Annotated in this window: 14 protein-coding genes; 6 read left to right on the top strand and 8 right to left on the bottom strand. The window is 67.9% G+C overall.

The window, feature by feature from the left end:
* Nucleotides 1–4 precede the first annotated feature (4 nt).
* Together IE88_RS0112215 and IE88_RS0112210 are read right to left on the bottom strand one after the other, a co-directional pair.
* Nucleotides 5–1687 (bottom strand): GGDEF domain-containing phosphodiesterase, encoded by a 1683-nt coding sequence (locus IE88_RS0112215; RefSeq protein ID WP_051882093.1) that lies wholly within the window; start codon nt 1685–1687, stop codon nt 5–7.
* Between the two features lie 151 nt (nt 1688–1838).
* The gene (locus tag IE88_RS0112210; protein WP_051882091.1) at nt 1839–2612 is read right to left on the bottom strand and encodes a glycosyltransferase family 2 protein; all 774 of its coding nucleotides are present in this window, start codon (nt 2610–2612) and stop codon (nt 1839–1841) included.
* 106 nt (nt 2613–2718) lie between these two features.
* On the opposite strand from IE88_RS0112210, the gene IE88_RS0112205 reads away from it, so the two are divergent.
* Together IE88_RS0112205 and IE88_RS0112200 are read left to right on the top strand one after the other, a co-directional pair.
* The gene (locus IE88_RS0112205; RefSeq protein WP_081871649.1) at nt 2719–4383 is read left to right on the top strand and encodes a glycosyltransferase family 39 protein; all 1665 of its coding nucleotides are present in this window, start codon (nt 2719–2721) and stop codon (nt 4381–4383) included.
* Nucleotides 4380–5870, top strand: coding sequence for a glycosyltransferase family 39 protein (locus tag IE88_RS0112200; RefSeq protein WP_081871648.1), 1491 nt, complete (start codon nt 4380–4382; stop codon nt 5868–5870). Before IE88_RS0112205 ends, IE88_RS0112200 begins: the two co-directional genes overlap by 4 nt.
* Before the next feature lie 49 nt (nt 5871–5919).
* On the opposite strand, the gene IE88_RS0112195 is transcribed toward IE88_RS0112200, so the two are convergent.
* Nucleotides 5920–7545, bottom strand: a complete 1626-nt coding sequence (locus IE88_RS0112195; RefSeq protein ID WP_036767178.1) for a peptide ABC transporter substrate-binding protein — start codon at nt 7543–7545, stop codon at nt 5920–5922.
* Nucleotides 7546–7666: 121 nt separating this feature from the next.
* A complete protein-coding gene (locus IE88_RS0112190) occupies nt 7667–8842 on the bottom strand; it encodes a BaiN/RdsA family NAD(P)/FAD-dependent oxidoreductase (protein WP_031554856.1) in 1176 nt (391 codons plus the stop codon).
* 138 nt (nt 8843–8980) lie between these two features.
* Between IE88_RS0112190 and IE88_RS0112185 the strand changes: the two genes are divergently transcribed.
* From IE88_RS0112185 to IE88_RS0112175, 3 genes are all read left to right on the top strand, one after another.
* On the top strand, nt 8981–9202 hold the full coding sequence (locus IE88_RS0112185) for a DUF3072 domain-containing protein (protein ID WP_031554855.1): 222 nt from the start codon (nt 8981–8983) through the stop codon (nt 9200–9202).
* A gap of 35 nt (nt 9203–9237) precedes the next feature.
* A complete protein-coding gene (locus tag IE88_RS0112180) occupies nt 9238–10158 on the top strand; it encodes a mechanosensitive ion channel family protein (protein ID WP_051882085.1) in 921 nt (306 codons plus the stop codon).
* Between the two features lie 80 nt (nt 10159–10238).
* Entirely contained in the window at nt 10239–11270 is a 1032-nt protein-coding gene (locus tag IE88_RS0112175; protein WP_051882083.1) for a TraB/GumN family protein, read from the top strand.
* Between the two features lie 3 nt (nt 11271–11273).
* On the opposite strand, the gene coaBC is transcribed toward IE88_RS0112175, so the two are convergent.
* Both coaBC and ubiB read right to left on the bottom strand, forming a co-directional pair.
* On the bottom strand, nt 11274–12473 hold the full coding sequence (gene coaBC / locus IE88_RS0112170) for a bifunctional phosphopantothenoylcysteine decarboxylase/phosphopantothenate--cysteine ligase CoaBC (RefSeq protein ID WP_031554849.1): 1200 nt from the start codon (nt 12471–12473) through the stop codon (nt 11274–11276).
* Nucleotides 12470–13996, bottom strand: coding sequence for a 2-polyprenylphenol 6-hydroxylase (ubiB, locus tag IE88_RS0112165; RefSeq protein WP_036767177.1), 1527 nt, complete (start codon nt 13994–13996; stop codon nt 12470–12472). Before ubiB ends, coaBC begins: the two co-directional genes overlap by 4 nt.
* A gap of 88 nt (nt 13997–14084) precedes the next feature.
* Here ubiB and IE88_RS0112160 point away from each other — a divergent pair, with 88 nt between their 5' ends.
* Nucleotides 14085–15473 carry an amidohydrolase family protein gene (locus IE88_RS0112160; protein WP_051882080.1) on the top strand — a complete coding sequence of 463 codons (1389 nt, stop codon included), beginning with the start codon at nt 14085–14087 and terminating at the stop codon, nt 15471–15473.
* A gap of 5 nt (nt 15474–15478) precedes the next feature.
* Here IE88_RS0112160 and IE88_RS0112155 read toward each other — a convergent pair whose 3' ends face one another.
* Together IE88_RS0112155 and IE88_RS0112150 are read right to left on the bottom strand one after the other, a co-directional pair.
* The gene (locus IE88_RS0112155) at nt 15479–17086 is read right to left on the bottom strand and encodes a carboxyl transferase domain-containing protein (protein ID WP_031554842.1); all 1608 of its coding nucleotides are present in this window, start codon (nt 17084–17086) and stop codon (nt 15479–15481) included.
* Between the two features lie 99 nt (nt 17087–17185).
* Entirely contained in the window at nt 17186–19267 is a 2082-nt protein-coding gene (locus IE88_RS0112150) for a catalase (protein WP_031554840.1), read from the bottom strand.
* Nucleotides 19268–19281: the final 14 nt, after the last annotated feature.

The raw sequence follows: 19281 nt of genomic DNA, 5'->3' as shown, positions 1-19281 counted from the left end.
CCGCTCAACCGGCCGCCTGCGTTCGCAGTCCGGTCGGCTCGCACCATTCGGGCCGGGCCGCAGGCTTGCCGATATGGAAGCCCTGCAGGTAATCGACGCCGAGGCCCTTGAGGAGCATGGCGTCGGCTTCGTTGTCGACCCATTCGGCGACGGTCTTCATTCCGAAATTGCGGGCGAGGTCGAGCAGGGTGCGCACGAAGAGCTGGTTCTCCCGGCTCGAAGACACGCCGCTGACGAAGGAGCCGTCGATCTTGAGGACGTCGATGTCGAGCGCCTTGAGATTGCGGAAGCTCGTATAGCCCGCGCCGAAATCGTCGATCGCGAAATTGGCGCCGATCGCCTTGATCTCGGAGACGAATTCGATCGAGGATTCGATGGTGTCCACCACCTGCGTCTCGGTCAGCTCCACCGTGATGCGGTCCGCGAGGTGCCGGTGCGCCCGCAAATGGGCGATATAGCCTTCGGCCCAGAGCGGGTCCTTCACCGTCTCCCAGGACAGGTTCACGTTCAGGCAGATATCCGGCACCCGCATCAGGGTCTGCGTCGCAAGCTCGAGCACGCGCCGGTCGAGCAGGTGGACGAGGCCCAGCCGCTCGGCGGCCGGAATGAAGGCGGGCGCCGGCACTTCCTTGCCGCCCTCTCCGGCCATGCGGATCAGGCATTCGTATTTCGTGTGCGGGTCGTGAAGGTCCGGGACGATGGGCTGGAAGGCGAGATAGACGCGCCGCTCGTTGAGCGCGGTCAGGATGACGTCCGACATCTCGGTATTGCGGCGCCGGACGGTCGTCAGCTCCGTGCGCTCGTTGAACAGGGACCAGCTCGACGGCCCGAGCTGGCGCGCCTCGTCGAGCGCCGCCTCGGCCATTGCCAGAGCGGCATCGGCATTGTCGACATTCGGCCCGAGCTGCGCTGCGCCGACGCAGACCGACACGGCGACGCCGCCTGCGCTGGTCGGCACGACATCCTCGCGCAGCGCGTTCAGCACGGCCGTCGCGCAGGCCCGCACGCGGGCCTCGTCGGCATCGTGGACGATCAGGCCGAACTTGCTGCCGGCGACCCGGCCGCAGCGGTCCTGTTCGCCGATCACCGCCGCGAGGCGCTGGGCGGTGGCGACGATGACCTGATCGGCCACGTCGAAGCCGAAATCGGCATTGAGGGCGCCGAGGTCGTCGATGGCGACGAGGAGATAGGCGGCCGGCCGGCCATCGCGCGCCGCATCGAGCGCGTCGCGCAGTTCTTCCTTCGTGCGGGCGCGGTTCAGCGTGCCGGTCAGATCGTCATAGCAGGCGAGATAGGACAGCTGCGCCTCGCGCTTCTTCTGCTCGTCGATCCGGCGCACCACGCCGATCAGCCGTTCGGTGTCCCCGAAGCGCATCCAGCTGCCGCGTTCCTCGATCCAGCGCTGGACGCCCCGCTCGCCGCGCAGCGCGTATTCGATCGCATAGGACCCGCCGCTCTCGCGCGCCGACATCACGGCGCCCTCGCGACGGGCGCAGTCCTCGGGCGCCAGGAGGTCCGCGAAGAGGCCGTAATCATTCGTGGGAGCGTCGTCATCGACCCCGAGGACGGAGGCGACGGCGGCCGGATCGGCCCAACGAAGGTCGCGCGTGCTCGCATCGTGCTCGAACATGCCCTGACCGGCTGCTTCGAGCGCGAGCTTGACTGTGTCTGGCCCAACCGCCTGCATGGGATACCCCTCGCTCAGAGTCACACCCGCCTGCCCGCGGACCTGCCATGATTACGCCACGCACCGTAAATGAAGCCTGAAAGCGGGCGAAAGAAGAAGACCTCAAGGCTCTAAAACTAAAGCAAGAACCTCTTTCGCCTTGAGGTGGTTCTCAGACCTCTTCGATCGTCTCCGGCTGGCGCGCGCGGGACAGAAGCCAGGTCACGCCGATCAGGTCGCGTATGGCGACCGCTCCGCGCTGCAGATTGGTGTATTTCGACACGCCCGCGACGCGCGGCCTGTGCGCGACGGGAGAGAATTCGACCGTGAAGCCTTCCCGGCGCATCAGGGCGGGCAGGTAGCGGTGCAGATGGTCGAAATAGGGAAGCCTGAGAAAGGCTTCCCGCCGGAAGACCTTGAGCCCGCATCCGGTGTCGAGGGCATCGTCCCGCAACAGGCCCTTACGGATATTGTTGGCGTAGCGCGAGGCCACGAGCTTTGCGCGCGCATCCTGCCGCCCCTGCCGCTCGCCCGCCACCATGGCCAGAAGCGGCGGGGCCCCTTCCCGCGTCAGCCGCGCATAGAGCGCGGGAATGTCCGAAGGCAGGTTCTGGCCGTCGCCGTCCAGCGTCGCGATGACGGGCGCCCGGGCAGCGAGGATGCCCGTGCGCACCGCGCGGCTCTGCCCGGCATTCCGGCCATGGCGGAGGACGCGCAGCGGCGCATCCGCCTTGGCCGCCGCCAGCTCATCGGCCGTGGCATCGGTGGATGCGTCATCGACCACGACGATCTCGATCTTCAGGCCCGACAGCGTCTCGGCGATCTCGCGCACCAGCCGGCCGGCATTGCCGGCTTCGTTGTGCATGGGCACGACGACGCTGAGATGCGGCGCGTCCGCATCGGGCGGCGGAAGCGAAAAGAGGGGAGCGGGAACGCCTGTCGACATGGCATGCCGCTAAGCACGCTCCCGCCTTTCGCGCCAGACCTCCGCAGCCCCCTCGCCAAGCGAACGGCGCCTCGCTACGAGCCCGACCGGCAGAAGGTGGGTCGGCATGACGGCGAATGCAGCGCAGCTCGGAGAACCGCCATCGCTGCGCGGCGCGCTGATCGCGTTCGCCTTCGCGCTGCTCGTCGGCGCCTCCGGCCTCTTCTCCGTGCCGCCGCTCGACCGCGACGAGGCCCGCTTCGTCCAGGCGACGACGCAGATGCTCGAAACGGGCGACTATGTCGCGATCCGCTATCAGGAGACCGAGCGGAACAAGAAGCCCGTCGGCATCCACTGGCTTCAGGCCGCAAGCGTAGAGGCGCTGGCGGATGTGGGGGACCGGCCGCTCTGGGCCTATCGCCTGCCGAGCCTGATCGGGGCGGGACTTGCCTGTCTCTTCACCTATCTTGCGGGCTGCGCATTGTTCGGCCGGCGGCCGGCGCTCCATGCGGCCCTGCTCCTCGCATCCGCACCGCTGCTTGCCGCCGAAGCCTCGATCGCCAAGACCGACGCGGTGCTTCTGGCCTGCGTGGCGGGTGCGCAGGCGGCCCTCGCCCGGCTGTTCACCGCGCGGGCCGGAGAAAGGCCCATCCTGCCTGCCCTGGCATTCTGGACAGCGCTCGGCGCGGGCGTTCTGGTCAAAGGTCCCATCGCGCCGATGATCGCGGCGCTCACCGTTCTCGGTCTCGCCGCATGGTCCCGGGCCAGCGGGCAGGGCCTGGCCTGGCTTTCCCGCCTGCGCCCGCTTCTCGGCATTCCCCTCCTGCTTCTCATCGCCCTGCCGTGGTTCATCGCGATCGGCGTCGCGACCGAGGGCCGCTTCTTCGCCGAAGCGGTCGGAACGGACATGCTCGGCAAGGTCGGGGAGGCGCAGGAGAGTCATGCCGGCCCCTTCGGCTATCACGCCCTGCTGGTCTGGGCCCTGTTCTGGCCAGCGGCCTTGCTCCTGCCGGCCGCCCTCGCCCGCGCGGCCCGCGGCCTCGGCTCGCCCGGCATCGCCTTCTGCCTCGCCTGGGCCCTGCCGGCCTGGCTCGTCTTCGAGCTGTCGAGCACCAAGCTGCCCCATTACACCCTGCCGCTCTACCCGGCGCTGGCGCTCCTGGTGGGCGCGCTGGCCGCAGGCGCGGAGGCGCCGCCGCGCCGGTGGCGCTGGATCGGGGCGGCCTTGTTCGTCCTGATCGGCCTGGCAGCCCTCGGCGGCATGCTGGCGCTGCTCGAGACCTATGCCCCGCGCGGGATCACCGTCACCTCCCTTCTTCTTTCGGTCATCATATCGGCGGCGTTTCTCGCCAGCGCCGTCGCGAGCCTCAGGGGCCATATCGGGCGGGCCGTGCTCGCCGCGGCGGGCAGCTCGGCTGCCCTCTCCTGGGCATTGTTCGAATACACCCTTCCCCGCCTCGACGCGCTCGCGGTCAGCCCCGCTCTTTCCGCCTTGCTCGATGCGCAGGACGTCCACCCCCGCCTCGACGGCGCTGAGCCCGTCGCGCTCGCCGGCTATGCTGAACCCTCGGCCGTCTTCCTCTTGGGCACGCAGACGCGCCTGACCGACGCGGCCGGCGCCGCCGCCTGGCTCGCGGAGGAGGCCGGCCGCGTGGCGGTCGTCGAGGAGCGGGAGCGCGCCGCCTTCGCCGCTGCGGCGCGGGGCACGGAGTACGAGGAGATCGGCGTCGTTTCGGGCCTCAACTATTCGAACGGGGACGAAGTCCGCCTCGTCCTGGTGCGGTCCCGATGAGCCGCGCAGACAGAGCCAGAGCGGCTTTGACCGCCCATCCGCTGCGCACGGCGCTCTGGGCCAGCCTGGCGGTCACCCTCGCCCGCACAGCTCTCCTCTTCCTCTACGAGACGGATCTCGGCCCGGACGAGGCGCAGTACTGGTTCTGGAGCCGAACGCTCGACTGGGGCTACTACTCCAAGCCGCCGGTCATCGCCTGGATCATCGCGCTGCCGACCGCGCTTTTCGGCAGCCAGGAATGGTCGGTCCGCCTCCTCTCTCCGGCCCTGATCGGCGCTGCGGGCCTGTTCCTCTTCGGCGCCGCGCGCACGCTCTATTCCGCGAGAGCCGCCTTCTGGACGCTCGTCCTCTGGCATCTGATGCCGGCGGTGATGCTGGGCGCGACGATCGTGTCGACCGACGTGCCGCTCCTCTTTTTCTGGTCCGCCGCGCTCTATGCGCTGGTCAGGATGACCGAGCCGGGGGCGTTCCGGCTTCGCTGGGCCCTCGGCCTCGGGCTCGCCTTCGGTCTCGGCCTCCTGTCGAAATATGCGATGATCTACTGGCCGGTCGGCCTGGCGCTCGCTGCCGCGCTCGGCCCGAGGGCGCGGCGGGCGGGGGTCCTCCCGCTACTGCTGGCAGGCGGGATCGGCCTCCTCCTCTTCTCGCCCAACATCCTCTGGAACCTCTCCCACGGCCTGCAGACCGTGGGACATACGGCGGACAATGCCGACTGGCGCGGCGGGCTTCAGTGGGAAGAGCTGAGTCAGTTCGTGGGAGACCAGTTCGGCGTCCTCGGGCCGCTCCTCTTCCTCGCCCTGCTCGCGGGGCTGGTGCTGTGGCCGCTGAAAAGGCCGGCGCCGGGAGGTGCGCGCAGCGCGGACGCCCTGCTGATCGGCTTCGTCCTGCCTCCGCTGATCCTGATCTGCGCTCAGGCGCTGCTCTCCCGGGCCCATGCCAACTGGGCGCTGACGGCCTATCCCGCTGCGCTGATCCTGCTGCCGGCCTGGCTGATCCGGGCGAGGCTTTCCTGGGTGCTGGCGGTCTCGGCCGCGCTCCATGCCGCTGTCGGCCTCTTCGCCACCGCCGTGCTCCTGGACTTCTCGCTGGCCGATGCCCTCGGCCGCTCGAACGACGTCAAGCGCCTGCGCGGCTGGGACGAGACGGCCGAAGGCGTCGCCGCCGCCTTTGCCGGGGGCGGCTACGACACGCTCCTCCTCGATGACCGGGAAATCGCGGCGCACCTTCTGTGGGAGCTGCGCGACACGCCGCTGCCGGCGGAGGTGCTCGACCCCGGCGGCGGCCTCGACAACACCTATGAGATCGCTCTGCCCTACACGCCCGAAAGCGGCGAGCGCCTGCTGCTCGTCACGCAGAACGATGTGACTGCGCCGGCCTATGACGGTTTCGGCACGCTGATCCCGGTGGGAGACGTCTTCGTGGACCTCCGCGCCGAGCGGCACGGCCGGGCCGAGCGCAGGCTCGACCTGTGGGCCGCCGAGCGATAGGCCGGCCTTTTGCGGCGGGGCCGGCCCGGATCGGGCCGGAGCATCTGCCCTAATATTCGGGGCGCATCCTCTCCGAGATGTCGAGCCAGCGCGTGCGATGAACGCCGAGGACATTGTCCTCCCACCCCTTCACATGCGGTCCGACGAGGTTCCGGTTCACCGAATAATAGACGGGCGCGAAGGGCAGATCGTGAAGGATGATCGCTTCGGCCCGGGCGAGCAGCGTCGCCCGCGCCTCAGGATCGCGCTCGTCCGCCGCCGCCTGGAGGAGCTTGTCGTAGTCTTCGTTCCGGTATGCGCCCTGATTGAAGCGCCCGGTATCCGAGCGCAGCAGATAGAGATAGTTCTGCGGGTCATTGTAGTCGGCGATCCAGCCGGCATCGCCGACCTGGTATTCGCCGCTATTGTAGCGGCTATACGCCTCGCGCGGCGCCAACCCTTCGAGTTCGACCCGCATGCCCGCCCTCTCCCACATCCGTGCGAGGGCGACGCTGATCTGCTTGCGGTCGCCGCTCAGGCGATAGGTCAGGGTGAAGGCGAGGGGGTTCTCCGCATCGAAGCCCGCCTCGGCCAGAAGGCGCTTCGCCTCGGCCAGGCGCCGGTCCTGCGGCCATTTCGCCTCGGCCATGACCGGGGGCTGGTCGACATAGCCATCGATGCCGGGCGGGATGAGCGCATAGGCGGCGACTTCGCCCGAGGGCAGGATCTCTTCGGCCAGCCCTTCGCGGTCGACCGCGAGGCTGACGGCGCGGCGCACCCGCAGGTCGTCGAAGGGCGCGACCTCCATGTTGAAGGCGAGATAGGTCGTCGCGAGAATGGTTTCGTTGCGCATCGTGCCCGGCATCCGGTCCTCGATGAAATCGACCTGCTGGATCGGATAGCATTGCGAGCAGGCGTTCACGTCGAGGTCGCCGCCCCGGAAGCGGCGGAAGCCCTCGGAGACATCGCCATAGGGATAGTAGACGACCTCGTCGATCGCGACATCGGAGGCCTCCGGATAGAGCGGGTTCTTGACGAGGCGAAGCTGGTCGTCGGCCGTCCATTCGGCCAGCGCGTAAGGCCCGTTCGAAAGATAAGCGCCCGGTTGCGTCCACTCCTCGCCCAGCGCCTCGACCTGATGGCGGGGCACCGGATAGGTGACGGGATGCGTCAGGAGGGTGGCGAGATAGGGCACGTAGCTGCTGGTGCGCAGTTCCAGTGTCCGCTCGTCGATCGCCCGAGCCCCCAAGGCCTCGGGCGGCATCGCCCCCTCATTGATCTGCCGGGCATTCTCGAAGGGGTAGAGCATGCTGGCATAGGGCGAAGCCGTGGCCGGATCGAGCGCCCTGCGCCAGGCATAGACGAAGTCATCCGCGGTGACCGGCGTGCCGTCCGACCAGACCGCATCCTCGCTCAGGGCGAAGCTGTGGGTCAGCCCGTCATCCGAGATCGCATGATCGGTCACCACGCCGGCGACGACTTCTCCTCTCGGCCCGTGCGCGTAGAGGCCGGTCAGCATGTCGCCGATGATATTGCTTTCCCAGGCGCTGTCGGCGAGCTGCGGGTCGAGCGTGTCCGGGGGGGCGCCATTGCCGCGATGCAGCACCACCGGGCCGTCCCCGCCGCCCTGGCCGCAGCCTGAGAGGCTCAGGACCGCCAGCATCGCGGCCGCAGCCCATCGTCCGCTTCTCATCATCCCCAGCTCCAGGTCCCTTTCCGCCCCAATTGGGCCTCAGGGCTCAAGATTGCGTCTCTCTCCCTTGCGACTTTTGTGACTTTTCCTTGATGATTGGTTTACCACAGCGCCCGAAGCGTCGTCAGACGGCCTGCCCCGCGGCCCAGCCCGAGGACCAGGCCCACTGGAAGTTGTACCCGCCGAGCCAGCCGGTCACATCCACGACCTCGCCCACGAAATAGAGGCCCGGCACGGCGCGCGCCTGCATTGTCTTCTGGTCGAGCATGTCGGTCGAGACGCCGCCGAGCGTGACCTCGGCGGTCCTGTACCCTTCGGAGCCGGCCGGGGTGAGAGTGAAGGCATGCACCCGCTCGGCCAGCGCCTGAAGCGCGTTGTCCGGCGTCTCGGCGAGAGGCGCCTCCATGTCGGCGGTCAGGACCGCGGCCAGGCTCTTGGGCAGGAGCGCCGCCAGCACGCTGCGCGGCGCTCTGCGCCCGCTTTCCGCCTTGGCCGCCTTGAGAGCCTCGTAGACGGGGGCGTCCGGGCTGAGGTCGAGGCTGACGGCCTGCCCCTCCCGCCAATAGGAGGAGAGCTGGAGGATGGCCGGCCCCGAAATCCCACGATGGGTGAAGAGCGCCGCCTCGTCGAAACGCGCCTCGCCGCAGGAGGCGGCGACCGGTGCCGCCACGCCCACCAGGCTGCGCAGGCTCGCCTTCGTCTCCTCGTCCACGGTCAGCGGCACGAGGGCAGGGCGGGTCTCTTCGACCGGCAGTCCGAATTGCCGCGCCACCTTGTAGCCGAGGCCGGTCGCGCCGAGCTTGGGGATCGACTTGCCGCCGGTCGCCAGAACGAGGCTTTGGCAGGAAAGGCTCTCCCCGCCCGCCGAGACGGTGAAGCCGCCGCCCGCGGCGGCGGCCACGCCCTCGACCTTCGCATTCAGGCGCAGCGCGGCGCCGGCTCCCCGCATGCCGTTCGCCAGGAGGTCGACGATCTGCATGGAAGAGCCGTCGCAGAAGAGCTGGCCGAGCGTCTTCTCGTGCCAGGCGATCCCGGCCTCGCCGATCAGGCCGAGAAAGTCCCATTGGGTATAGCGCGCCAGGGCCGAGCGGCAGAAATGCGGGTTCTGCGAAAGATAGCATTCGGGCGCCGCGTGTAGATTGGTGAAGTTGCAGCGCCCGCCGCCCGAGATCCGGATCTTCTCTCCCGGCGCCCTGCCGCCTTCGAGGACGAGCACGCGCCGCCCCCGCTTCGCCGCTTCCCAGGCGCAGAACATGCCGGCTGCGCCGGCGCCGGCGATGATGACATCGAAGCGGTCCATGAGGTCGAAGATCTGTCCGGACTGGCGGAAGGGGCTTCGCCCCTAAGGCAGGAGAGAACCGGGAGACAAGTTTTTCCCGAGCGGCGGAACCGAGGCGCGGCACGGAACGTTACCGGAACATTGTTGACGGAGAACATGATGACCACGAGCGAGCATCCCAAGACCGAAGCGCCCGGCAATGCGCGCAAGGACCCCGAGGACTGGGCCACGGGCGAAGAAGAGATGACCGGCGCGCAGGCGAGCTATCTGAAGACGCTGTGCGAGGAGGCGGGCGAGGAATTCGATCCGAACCTGACCAAGGCGGAAGCCTCCAAGAGGATCGACGCCCTGCAGGACGAAACCGGCCGCGGGCAGGACTGACTGGTCGCCGCGGCAGCGGCAGCTAGCTGAGGACGATGCAGAACAGCGCGACCGCCGACCCGGATTTCGAAGTCGAAGGCTTCCTGCCGCTCCTGATCGAGCGGCTGGGGAGCATGTATGAGGGCTTCGTGAAGCTCCTGCCGCTTCTGGCGGTCGGGCTGGTCGTCCTCATCCTGACCTGGCTTCTCGCCAAGGCGCTGTCCAAGCTGGCCGGAAAAGCCGTGCGGCGCAGCGGGTCGCGGCGGTCTCTCGGCGAGCTCGCCGCGACGCTGACCAAGGTCTTCGTCTGGATCCTCGGGCTTTTGACGACTGCCACCATCGTCTTTCCCTCGCTCAATCCGGCCGCGATCCTTTCGGGGCTCGGGATCGGCGGCGTCATCATCGGCATCGCCTTTCAGGACACCTTCCAGAACTTCATGGCGGGCGTGCTGATCATGCTGCGCAAGTCGATGCGGGTCGGCGACTACATCGATGCCGAAGGCGTCGAGGGACGGATCGAGGAGATCAATCTGCGCGACACCTATCTGCGCCGGACCGATGGCGAGCTGGTCATCGTGCCGAACAACCACCTTTTCGAAAACCCGGTCAAGGTCTGGACCGATCCCGACTTCCGCCGATACGAGATCGTCGTCGGCGTCGCCTATGACGAGGATGTCGACCAGGCCCGCGGCGTGATCCAGGCGGCGGTGAACGGGCTCGATCTCGGACCGTCGGGCAAGGACCCGCAGGTCTTCGCGCGAGAATTCGGCGCCAGTTCGATCGACTTCACCATACGCTGGTGGGCCGATCCCGAGCCGGTCGGCTTTCACAGGACCCGCGATCAGGTCGTGGCCGCCATCAAGCGGTCGCTCGACGAGGCGGGAATCGAGATTCCCTTCCCCTACCGCACCCTCACCTTCAAGGAGCCCCTGCGCCTCGGACGGGAAGATGCGGAGGCGCGCGAGGCGGCCGAGTGAGCCGCGGCCTGTGGTCAGGACGCTTTACCGCACTCCCGGCGCTGCCTAGCCTCCCCCCGGTCCTGCGAGAGGAGAGACATGTGCGGAACCGCATCCTGAGAACGCTGCTCGTCGGCGGAAGCGCCTTCGCGCTTCTGGCCTGCGCCGAGGGCGAGACAGAAGCCGAAACCGAGATCGAAACGCCCGAAATGGCGATGACCGAGACGCAGCAGGCGGACGCGCCCGCCGAGCCGGTCATGGACGAGCCTGCCGGGGACGAAGCCGATCTTCCCTCGACCCTGGCCGAGGCCACGGAGGGCGAGAGCGATATCGCCATGTGGCGCGTCGGCGACGAGGACACGACGGTCTACCTCATCGGCACCGTCCACCTCCTGAATGACGGCGTCGACTGGAAGACGGACGAATTCGAGACCGCCTTCGCGGAAGCCGACGCGGTCTATCTCGAAGCGGACGTCCTCTCGCCCGAAGTGCAGGCGCAAATGCAGCAGCTCATTCCCGAGCTGGCGATGAACCCGCAGGGCACGACGCTCTCTTCCTATTTCACCGAGGAAGAGCAGGCCGAAATTAACGAGGCCATCGCGCCGCTCGGCATCCAGCTCGCCCAGCTCGACCCCTATCGCCCGTGGTTCGCGGGCGTGAATCTCGGCGTGGCCGGGATCATGAAGGCCGGCGGCAATCCGCAGGCCGGGCTCGAGACGATCATCGCGGCCGACGCGGCCGAGGCCGGCAAGGAGATGCGCTACTTCGAGACGGCCGAGGAACAGCTCCGCTTGCTCGCCAGCGCGGACGACGAAAAGCAGGCCGACTACATCGTCGCCGACATCGACGAATTCGAGAATATCGAAGGCTATTTCTCGGAGCTGATCGGCGCCTGGTATGACGGCGATCCCGAGCAGGTCGGAGAGATCCTGAACGAGAGCTTCGAGGCCTTCCCCGAATTCGCCGACCTGATCCTCTACCGGCGCAACGAGAACTGGGCCGACCAGCTCGAAACGCTGATCGAGGGCGAGGAAGGCACCTATCTCGTCGCGGTCGGCGCGGGACACCTCGCCGACGACAATACGGTGCAGGACTATCTCGAAGAGCGCGGCTACTCCGCCGAACGCTACTGACGATCAGGGCCGGGGCGGCAACGCCTCGGCGATCTTGCGGGCGAGGCGGCTGGAGACATCCGATTTGGGCATGTCCTCCCACGCCTCCTCGCCGTTTCCGTTGATGATCGTCACCGCATTGCGGTCGCCGCCCATGATGCCGGTGCCCGGAGAGACGTCATTGGCGACGATCCAGTCGCATTGCTTGCGGGCGCGTTTCGCCTCGGCATGGCCGATCACGTCGTCGGTCTCGGCGGCGAAGCCGATGACGAGTTGGGGCCGCTGCGTCTCGTGCTGCGCGATGATGGCGAGGATGTCCGGGTTCTCGGTCAGGTCGATCGCGGTCAGGCCGCCGCGCTCCTTCTTGACCTTGTGGGTCGTCTCGACGGCGGGCCGATAGTCGGCCACGGCCGCGCAGGCGACGAAGACATCGGCCGGAAGCGCCGCCTCGCAGGCGGCCAGCATGTCCCGCGCCGTCTCGACCCGGACAACCTCCACTCCGCGGGGGCTGGGCAGCGAGACGGGACCGGAGACGAGGGTGACCCGCGCGCCGAGCGCCCTGCAGGCGCGGGCGATGGCATAGCCCTGCTTGCCCGAGCTGCGATTGGCGACATAGCGGACCGGGTCCAGCGGTTCATGCGTCGGTCCGGCAGTGACGAGGACGTGCCGCCCGCTGAGCGCGCCATCGCCCGACAGCGCGTCCTCGACCGCGTCGGCGATGGCCTCGGGCTCGGCCATGCGTCCCGGGCCGTACTCGCCGCAGGCCATTTCCCCTTCGTCCGGTCCCACGAAGAGCGCGCCGTCCTCGCGCAGCCGGCTCACATTGCGCCGGGTCGCCGGATGTTCCCACATCCGCACATTCATGGCCGGCGCGAAGAGCACGCGCTTATCCGTCGCCATCAGCACCGTTGAAGCGAGATCGTCCGCAAGCCCGTTCGCCGCCTTGCCGAGAAGGTTCGCGGTCGCGGGCGCGGCGACGACGAGGTCGGCGGCGCGGCTGAGTTCGATGTGCCCCATCTCCGCCTCGTCCTTGAGGTCGAAGAGATCGGTGAAGCACTGATTGCCGGTGAGGCCCGCGACCGAAAGCGGAGTGATGAACTCGGCCCCGCCTCTGGTCAGGACGCCGGTGACCGAGACTCCCCGCTTCTTCAGCTCCCGAGCGAGAAGCAGCGACTTGTAGGCGGCGATGCCGCCGCCGATGAGGAGTAGGACCGAGCGGCTCATGGGTGGGTCTCCGGCGGCGTCTCCTTGCGCTTGCGCTTCCTGCCGCGCAACGCATCCGCCAACCGGTCGACCGTGTCGTCGGACAGCTTGAGGCCGCCATTGGCGAGCTGCTCGGCGGCCCGTTCGGCGGCAAGCGCGAATTCGGGAAAGGCCTCGAAAAGCTCGCGCGCGGCGCGGGCATTGACGCCGGCCGCCTTGAGGAAGGCGCGGGGGCCGACGCGGCGGGTGACATAGGACCTGACCACCGGCTCGGCCGTGCCCCAGAGGTCGATCTGCGGGTCGAGCACCCGCGCCACCCCCTCGACCACGACCATTGTCCGCTGAAGAAGGATCAGCTCGGTGCGCAGGCGCATCTCGAAGACTTCCGTCACGTCGAAGAGCTGCTGGAGCACCTTGGACATGTCCATCGCATCGGCGGACCGTCCGAAGATCGGCTCGCCGACCGAGCGCAGGGCGGTCGCGAAGGCTTCGACCGAATGATGCGCCGGAACGTAGCCCGCGTCGAAATGCGCGCGGGAGGCGGCGAGATAGTCCCGCCGGATGAAGCCGTAGATGATCTCGGCGAAGACGCGCCGCGCCTCCTCGTCGAGCCGCCCCATGATCCCGAAATCGAGGAGGACGAGGCGCCCTTCGGCATCCACGAACAGGTTTCCCTGATGCATGTCGGCATGGAAGAAGCCGTGCTCGAGCGCCTGGGTCAGGAAGCTGCGCATGGTCAGGACTGCGAGGGCGGTGCGGTCCACGCCCTGCCGGTCCAGCACGGCCGTCTGCCAGACCGGGGTGCCGTCGATCCATTCGGTCGTCAGGACGCGGCGGGAGGATTGGTGCCAGAAGATCTCGGGCACGCGGATCTTGGGCGTGTCCTTGAGGTTATCGGCGAGTTCTGAGGCCGAGCCCGCTTCGATCCTGAGGTCGAGCTCCACCTCCGCCGATTGGGCGATAGTGTCGATGAAAGCCACGGGCCGCATTCTGCGCGAGGCGGGCACGAAGCGCTCGACCAGCTTCGCGCCGAGGCGGAAGACGCGGAATTCGCGCCGGGCCTTCTGTTCGATGCCCGGGCGCAGCACCTTGACCGCCACCGCCTCGCCGGTGGGCAGGACCGCCTTGTGCACCTGCGCGATCGAAGCGGCGGCGACGGGGTCCGAGAAGCTCGTGAACAGCTCATCCACCGGGCGGCGCAGCGACCGCTCGACCTCCTCGCGCGCCACATCCGTCGGAAAGGGCGGCAGGCGATCCTGAAGCTCGCCCAGATCCTCGGCCATTTCGAAACCGATGATATCGGGCCGGGTGGCGAGCAGCTGGCCGAACTTGATATAGGCGGGCCCCTGCCCCGCCAGCGCGCGCGCCAGCCGCTGGCCGGGGCGCAGATGCCGGTCCTTGGCCCCGATGCGGCTGATGCGGCCGAACAGGCGCACGCCGGGCGGCACCATCTCGTCGAATTCGGCGGGCACGAGCGCGTCGTGCCGCGCGAGAATGGCGGCGGCCCGGATCAGGCGGAGAGTGTCGAGGACGGAACGGATCATCGCTCGCCTTGTGGCCCGCCGCGAGGGGCGCGGCAAGGCGGCGAAGCGCGCAGGGAGATCGAGGAGGGCTCCGGCGTGTTCGGGTGGCATGCGCCCGTCCCTCACCCGCCGCCGCTTCGCAGCCGCCAGCCTGGCGACGCTTCCCGCTGCACGGAGCCTCACCCTTGCGCAGGACCACGGCACCCGCCCGCTCCTCCTCAAGGGCGCCCATGTCCTCACCATGGCTCCAGGCGGCGACCGGCCCCGCACGGACGTCCTGATCCGGGGGCAGCGGATCGCGGAGGTGGACCGCGGGCTCTCCGCAGAGGGCGCGGAGGTCATGGATTGCAGCGGCAGGATCCTGATGCCCGGCTTCGTCGGCACGCATAACCATCTGTGGCTTTCGCAGATGCGCGGCCTGTTCGGCAGATCGGAGGACACCCGCTATTTCCCGCTCAGCGCCCGGCTCGGCGCGGCCTACCGTCCCGAGGACATGTATGCGGGCACCTTGTTCGGCGCGGCGGGCGCGATAGAGGCCGGCATCACGACGAGCTTCGCCTATTGCGACAATATCCGCAGCCGGGAGAGCGCGGAGGCGGCGCTCGAAGCGCTCGCGGCGTCGGGGATTCGGAGCCGGTTCTACTATGCAGGTCATGACGACCTGCCTTCGGGGGAGTTTCTGGAGCTCGATCACATCGCGATGCTGCATGAGAGCTGGGGCCAGTGGTCGAATGGCGGCCTGCTCGGCCTCGGCTTCGGCTGGCGCGTGCCGCCTGCGGGCAGCAGCGAGAGCGCGTTTGAGCGGGCCGCGCGCGAGCTGGCCTTCGTTCGAGACCTCGGGCTCCCGCTGTCGAGCCATATCAGCGGCGAAAACGGTCCCGCCCAGATGGCGGCGCTGATCGAACGGGGCTGGCTGGGCGAGGACATGCTGCTCGTCCATGCGACGGGTGCCGCGCCGGAGCAGCTGCGGGCGGTGCGCGAGCGAGGCGCCAGCGTCGTCCTGACACCGATCACGGAGCATAGGGTCGGGTTCGGCCTGACCCTCTTCTCGCAATACGCGCCTGCCCTGCCCCGGATCAGCCTCGGCCTCGACGGCGCGCTCGGCGGCGCGCCGGACATGTTCGCCGTCATGAAGATGCTGCACAACGTGCAGGCGGGGGCGAGCGGGGAGGAGTTGAGCGTGCTGCCCCGCAGGATCCTGGAGCACGCGACGATCCGCGGCGCCGAAGCGGTCGGGCTCGGCGACGAGATCGGTTCGGTCGAGCCGGGCAAGCGGGCCGACCTGATCCTGATCGACCCCGATGCGCTGAACATGGGCGCGCCCGAAGAAGACCCCTCAGCCCTGCTCGTCTATTCGGCCCAGCCGCAGAACGTCGTCCTGGTCCTGGTGGACGGCAGGATCGTCAAGCGCGGCCAGCGGCTGACGGCGCTCGACGGCCCCGCCATCACGCGGGCGGCGGCGCGATCGATCCGGGGGGTCCGCCAGAGAGCCGATTGAGCCCGCTACATGCGGAAGACGCCGAACTTCGTCTCCTCGATCTTGGCGTTGAGGCTGGCATCGAGCGCGAGGCTGACGACCTTTCGCGTGTCGGCCGGATCGATGATGCCGTCATCCCAGAGGCGCGCGGTCGAGTAATAGGGCGAGCCCTCCTCCTCGTATTTGTCCTCGATCGGCCGCTTGAAGGCGGTGCGCTCCTCCTCAGACCAGCTCTCGCCCTCCTTCATGCCCATCTCCTTGACCGTGGCGAGAACGTTCGCCGCGGCCTCGCCGCCCATCACCGAGATCCGGGCATTGGGCCACATGAACAAGAAGCGGGGCGAATAGGCCCGGCCGCACATGCCGTAATTGCCCGCGCCGTAGGAGCCGCCGACGATCACCGTGATCTTGGGCACGCTGGCGCAGGAGACGGCGGTGACGAGCTTTGCGCCATGCTTTGCGATGCCGCCATGCTCTGCCCCCTGCCCGACCATGAAACCCGTGATGTTCTGCAGGAACAGAAGCGGGATGCCGCGCTGGCAGCACAGCTCGATGAAATGGGCGCCCTTCATCGCGCTTTCGGAGAAGAGGACGCCGTTATTGCCGAGGATGCCCACGGGCTTGCCGTCGATATGGGCGAAGCCGCAGACCAGCGTGGTGCCGTAGCGGGCCTTAAACTCGGAGAATTCCGAGCCGTCCACGATACGCGCGATGATCTCACGGATCTCGAAGGGCTTTTTGAGGTCGTGGGCCGGCACGCCGCGCAACTCTTCGGCATCGTAGAGCGGCGCGCGGGGCTCTGCCCGCTTCACCTGGTCGCCATGGCCGCGCCGGTTGAGGTTCGAGACGATATCGCGGGCGAGCGCGAGCGCGTGCTCGTCATCTTCGGCGAGATGGTCGGAGACGCCCGAGATGCGGGTGTGCACGTCGCCGCCGCCTAAGTCCTCGGCCGAAACGGTCTCGCCCGTCGCAGCCTTCACTAGGGGAGGACCTGCGAGGAAGATCGTCCCCTGCTCCTTCACGATGATCGTCTCGTCCGACATGGCCGGAACGTAGGCCCCGCCGGCGGTGCAGGAGCCGTGGACGACCGAGATCTGCGGAATGCCCGCGGCCGACATCCGCGCCTGATTGTAGAAGATGCGGCCGAAATCGTCGGCGTCGGGGAAGACCTCGGCCTGCATGGGCAGGAAGGCGCCGCCCGATTCCACGAGATAGAGGCAGGGCAGGTTGTTCTCCGCCGCGATGGCCTGGGCGCGCAGATGCTTCTTCACCGTCATCGGGTGATAGGTGCCGCCCTTCACCGTCGGATCGTTCGCGGCGATCATGCAATGGGTGCCCGAGACCTTGCCGATGCCCGCGATCAGGCCCGCCGCATGGATGTCGCCCGCATACATGCCGTTGGCGGCGAGCTGGCCCACTTCGAGAAAGGGCGAGCCGGGATCGAGCAGCCGCTCGATCCGCTCGCGCGGGAGGAGCTTGCCGCGGGCCTTGTGCCGGTCCTGATATTTCGGGCCGCCGCCTTGCGCCGCCTGCCCTGCGCGCGCGCGCAGCTCGGCGACCAGCTCGTCCATCTGCGCCTTGCGGCGCTTGTAGTCCTCGGAGGTGGTGGAGAGTTTCGACTGGATGACCGGCACGCGCTTCGCCCCTTCCCGCCCTTCTGTCGCGAGGGCATTCTCGGCCGCTCGGAGAAGAGCGGGACATGCACAAGGGCATGCCCCGCAATCGCGCCTAGCTCAACCGTCCAGATCGACCATGGGCTCCCGGCCCCAGTGGCGCAGCTTTCCGAGCATGCCGACAAAGCGCTTCGCGTCATCGGCGCCGCCCAGTCTGACGCAGCCATCGTCCAGCGCCTCGGCGACACCCGCCTTCTGCAGGAGCGGCATCGCCGCCTCGGTGTATCCCAGGAACTTGGCATGGGCGAAGGCGTCGGCGGCGAAGTCGCGGCTCGGTGCGTCGTTCTTGGTCATCTCCGCGCCGTCTTCGGAGAAGAGCAGCACGACCGCGTCATAGAGGACGGAGGGGCCGCCATCGATCTTCTGGTCGGCCTCCATCGTCTTGCCGTCCGACAGCTTCACCCCGCCCACCATGGGCGCGACCAGTTCCACCATGCCGCCCTCGGCCTTCACCGCGTCTTTCAGCGCGGAGAGAAGCCCGGCATCGGCGCCGTCGGTGACATAGATGCCGAGCTTGCGGCCCTTGAACGTGCCCTTGTTCATCTTGACGATGCTGAGTGGATCGGAGGGCGGAAGGTCGGTGATCGGCGCCTTTGCGGGCTTCGCCGGGTCGGGCAGGTTGAGGCGCAGGCCCTTGGCGACGGTCTTCGCCAGATCCTCGTCGATATTGCGGAGGTGGCTGACCATGCGAGTGCGGATCTTCTCGTGCTCGACCTTGGACAGCTCGAAGGTCAGCGCGTCGGCCATATGCTTCTGCTCGGGCGCGGACTGGCTGACATAGAACTGGCGCGCCTGGCTATAATGGTCGGCGAAGGTCTCGGAGCGGTGGAAGGTTTTCGGCCCCGAAACTTCCTCGGGGTAGTGCTTGTAGCCCCGCTCGTGATCCTCGCGCGGGCCGCCTTTTTCCGTGCCCCAGGAATTGGGCTCGTAATTGGCCCGTCCCTTGGGGTTCATCATCGCCATGTGCCCGTCCTGCTGGAAGGTGTGCACGGGGCAGCGCGGCTGGTTCACCGGGATGCGCGTAAAATTGGGGCTGCCAAGGCGTTTGAGCTGCGTGTCGAGATAGGAGAAATTCCGCCCCTGAAGGAGCGGATCGTCGGTGAAGCCGATGCCCGGGACGACGTTCTGCGTGCAGAAGGCCACCTGCTCGGTCTCTGCGAAGAAATTGTCGACGTTCTCGTTCAGCGTCATCCTGCCGACGATGCGGACGGGAACGTCCTCCTCGGGAATGATCTTGGTCGCATCGAGCACGTCGAAGGGAAACTTGTCGGCGAAGTCCTGATCGAAGATCTGCATGCCGAGTTCCCATTCGGGATGATCGCCGGCGTCGATCGCGCTCCACAGATCGCGGCGGTGGAAGTCGGGGTCCGCGCCGTTCAGCTTGAGCGCCTCGTTCCAGACGACCGATTGCATCCCTTGCTTGGGCTTCCAGTGGAACTTGACGAAGCTGCTCTTGCCTTCCGCATTGATCAGCCGGAAGGTGTGGACGCCGAAGCCTTCCATGAAGCGGAAGGAGCGCGGGATCGTCCGGTCGGACATGATCCACATCGCCATGTGCATGGTCTCGGGTGACAGGGACATGAAGTCCCAGAAATTGTCATGCGCCGTCTGCGCCTGGGGGAAGCCCCGGTCGGGCGCGGGCTTGGCCGCGTGGATGAGGTCGGGGAACTTGACCGCGTCCTGGATGAAGAAGACCGGGATATTGTTGCCGACGAGGTCCCAATTGCCTTCGTCGGTATAGAATTTGACCGCGAAGCCGCGCACGTCCCGCGCCACGTCGGGCGAGCCCTTGTTTCCCGCCACGGTCGAGAAGCGCGTGAAGACGGGCGTCTTCTTGCCCTTCTCGAAGACGCTGGCGCTCGTGAACTCGGAGAGGTCCTCGGTCGCCTCGAACACGCCGCGTGCGCCGTATCCGCGGGCATGGACCACGCGCTCGGGAATGCGCTCATGGTCGAAATGAAACATCTTCTCGCGGAAATGGAAGTCGTCCATCAGCATCGGCCCGGGCGAGCCGGCCTTGAGATGGTTCTGGTCCTCGGAGACGGGAATGCCCTGCTGGGTCGTCATCGTCTCGTAGCCGTCCTGCGCGGTCTGGCGCGGGGAGCCCGTCTCGTCGAGCTTGAGGTCGTCGTCTTTTGCCATGGGAAATCCAGTAT

Origin of the sequence: Parvularcula oceani, from assembly GCF_000733125.1 — a bacterium.
Taxonomy (GTDB): Bacteria; Pseudomonadota; Alphaproteobacteria; order Caulobacterales; family Parvularculaceae; genus Parvularcula; species Parvularcula oceani.
The sequence above is the reverse complement of the archived record's forward strand: the minus strand, read 5'-3'. Positions and strand labels throughout refer to the sequence as shown.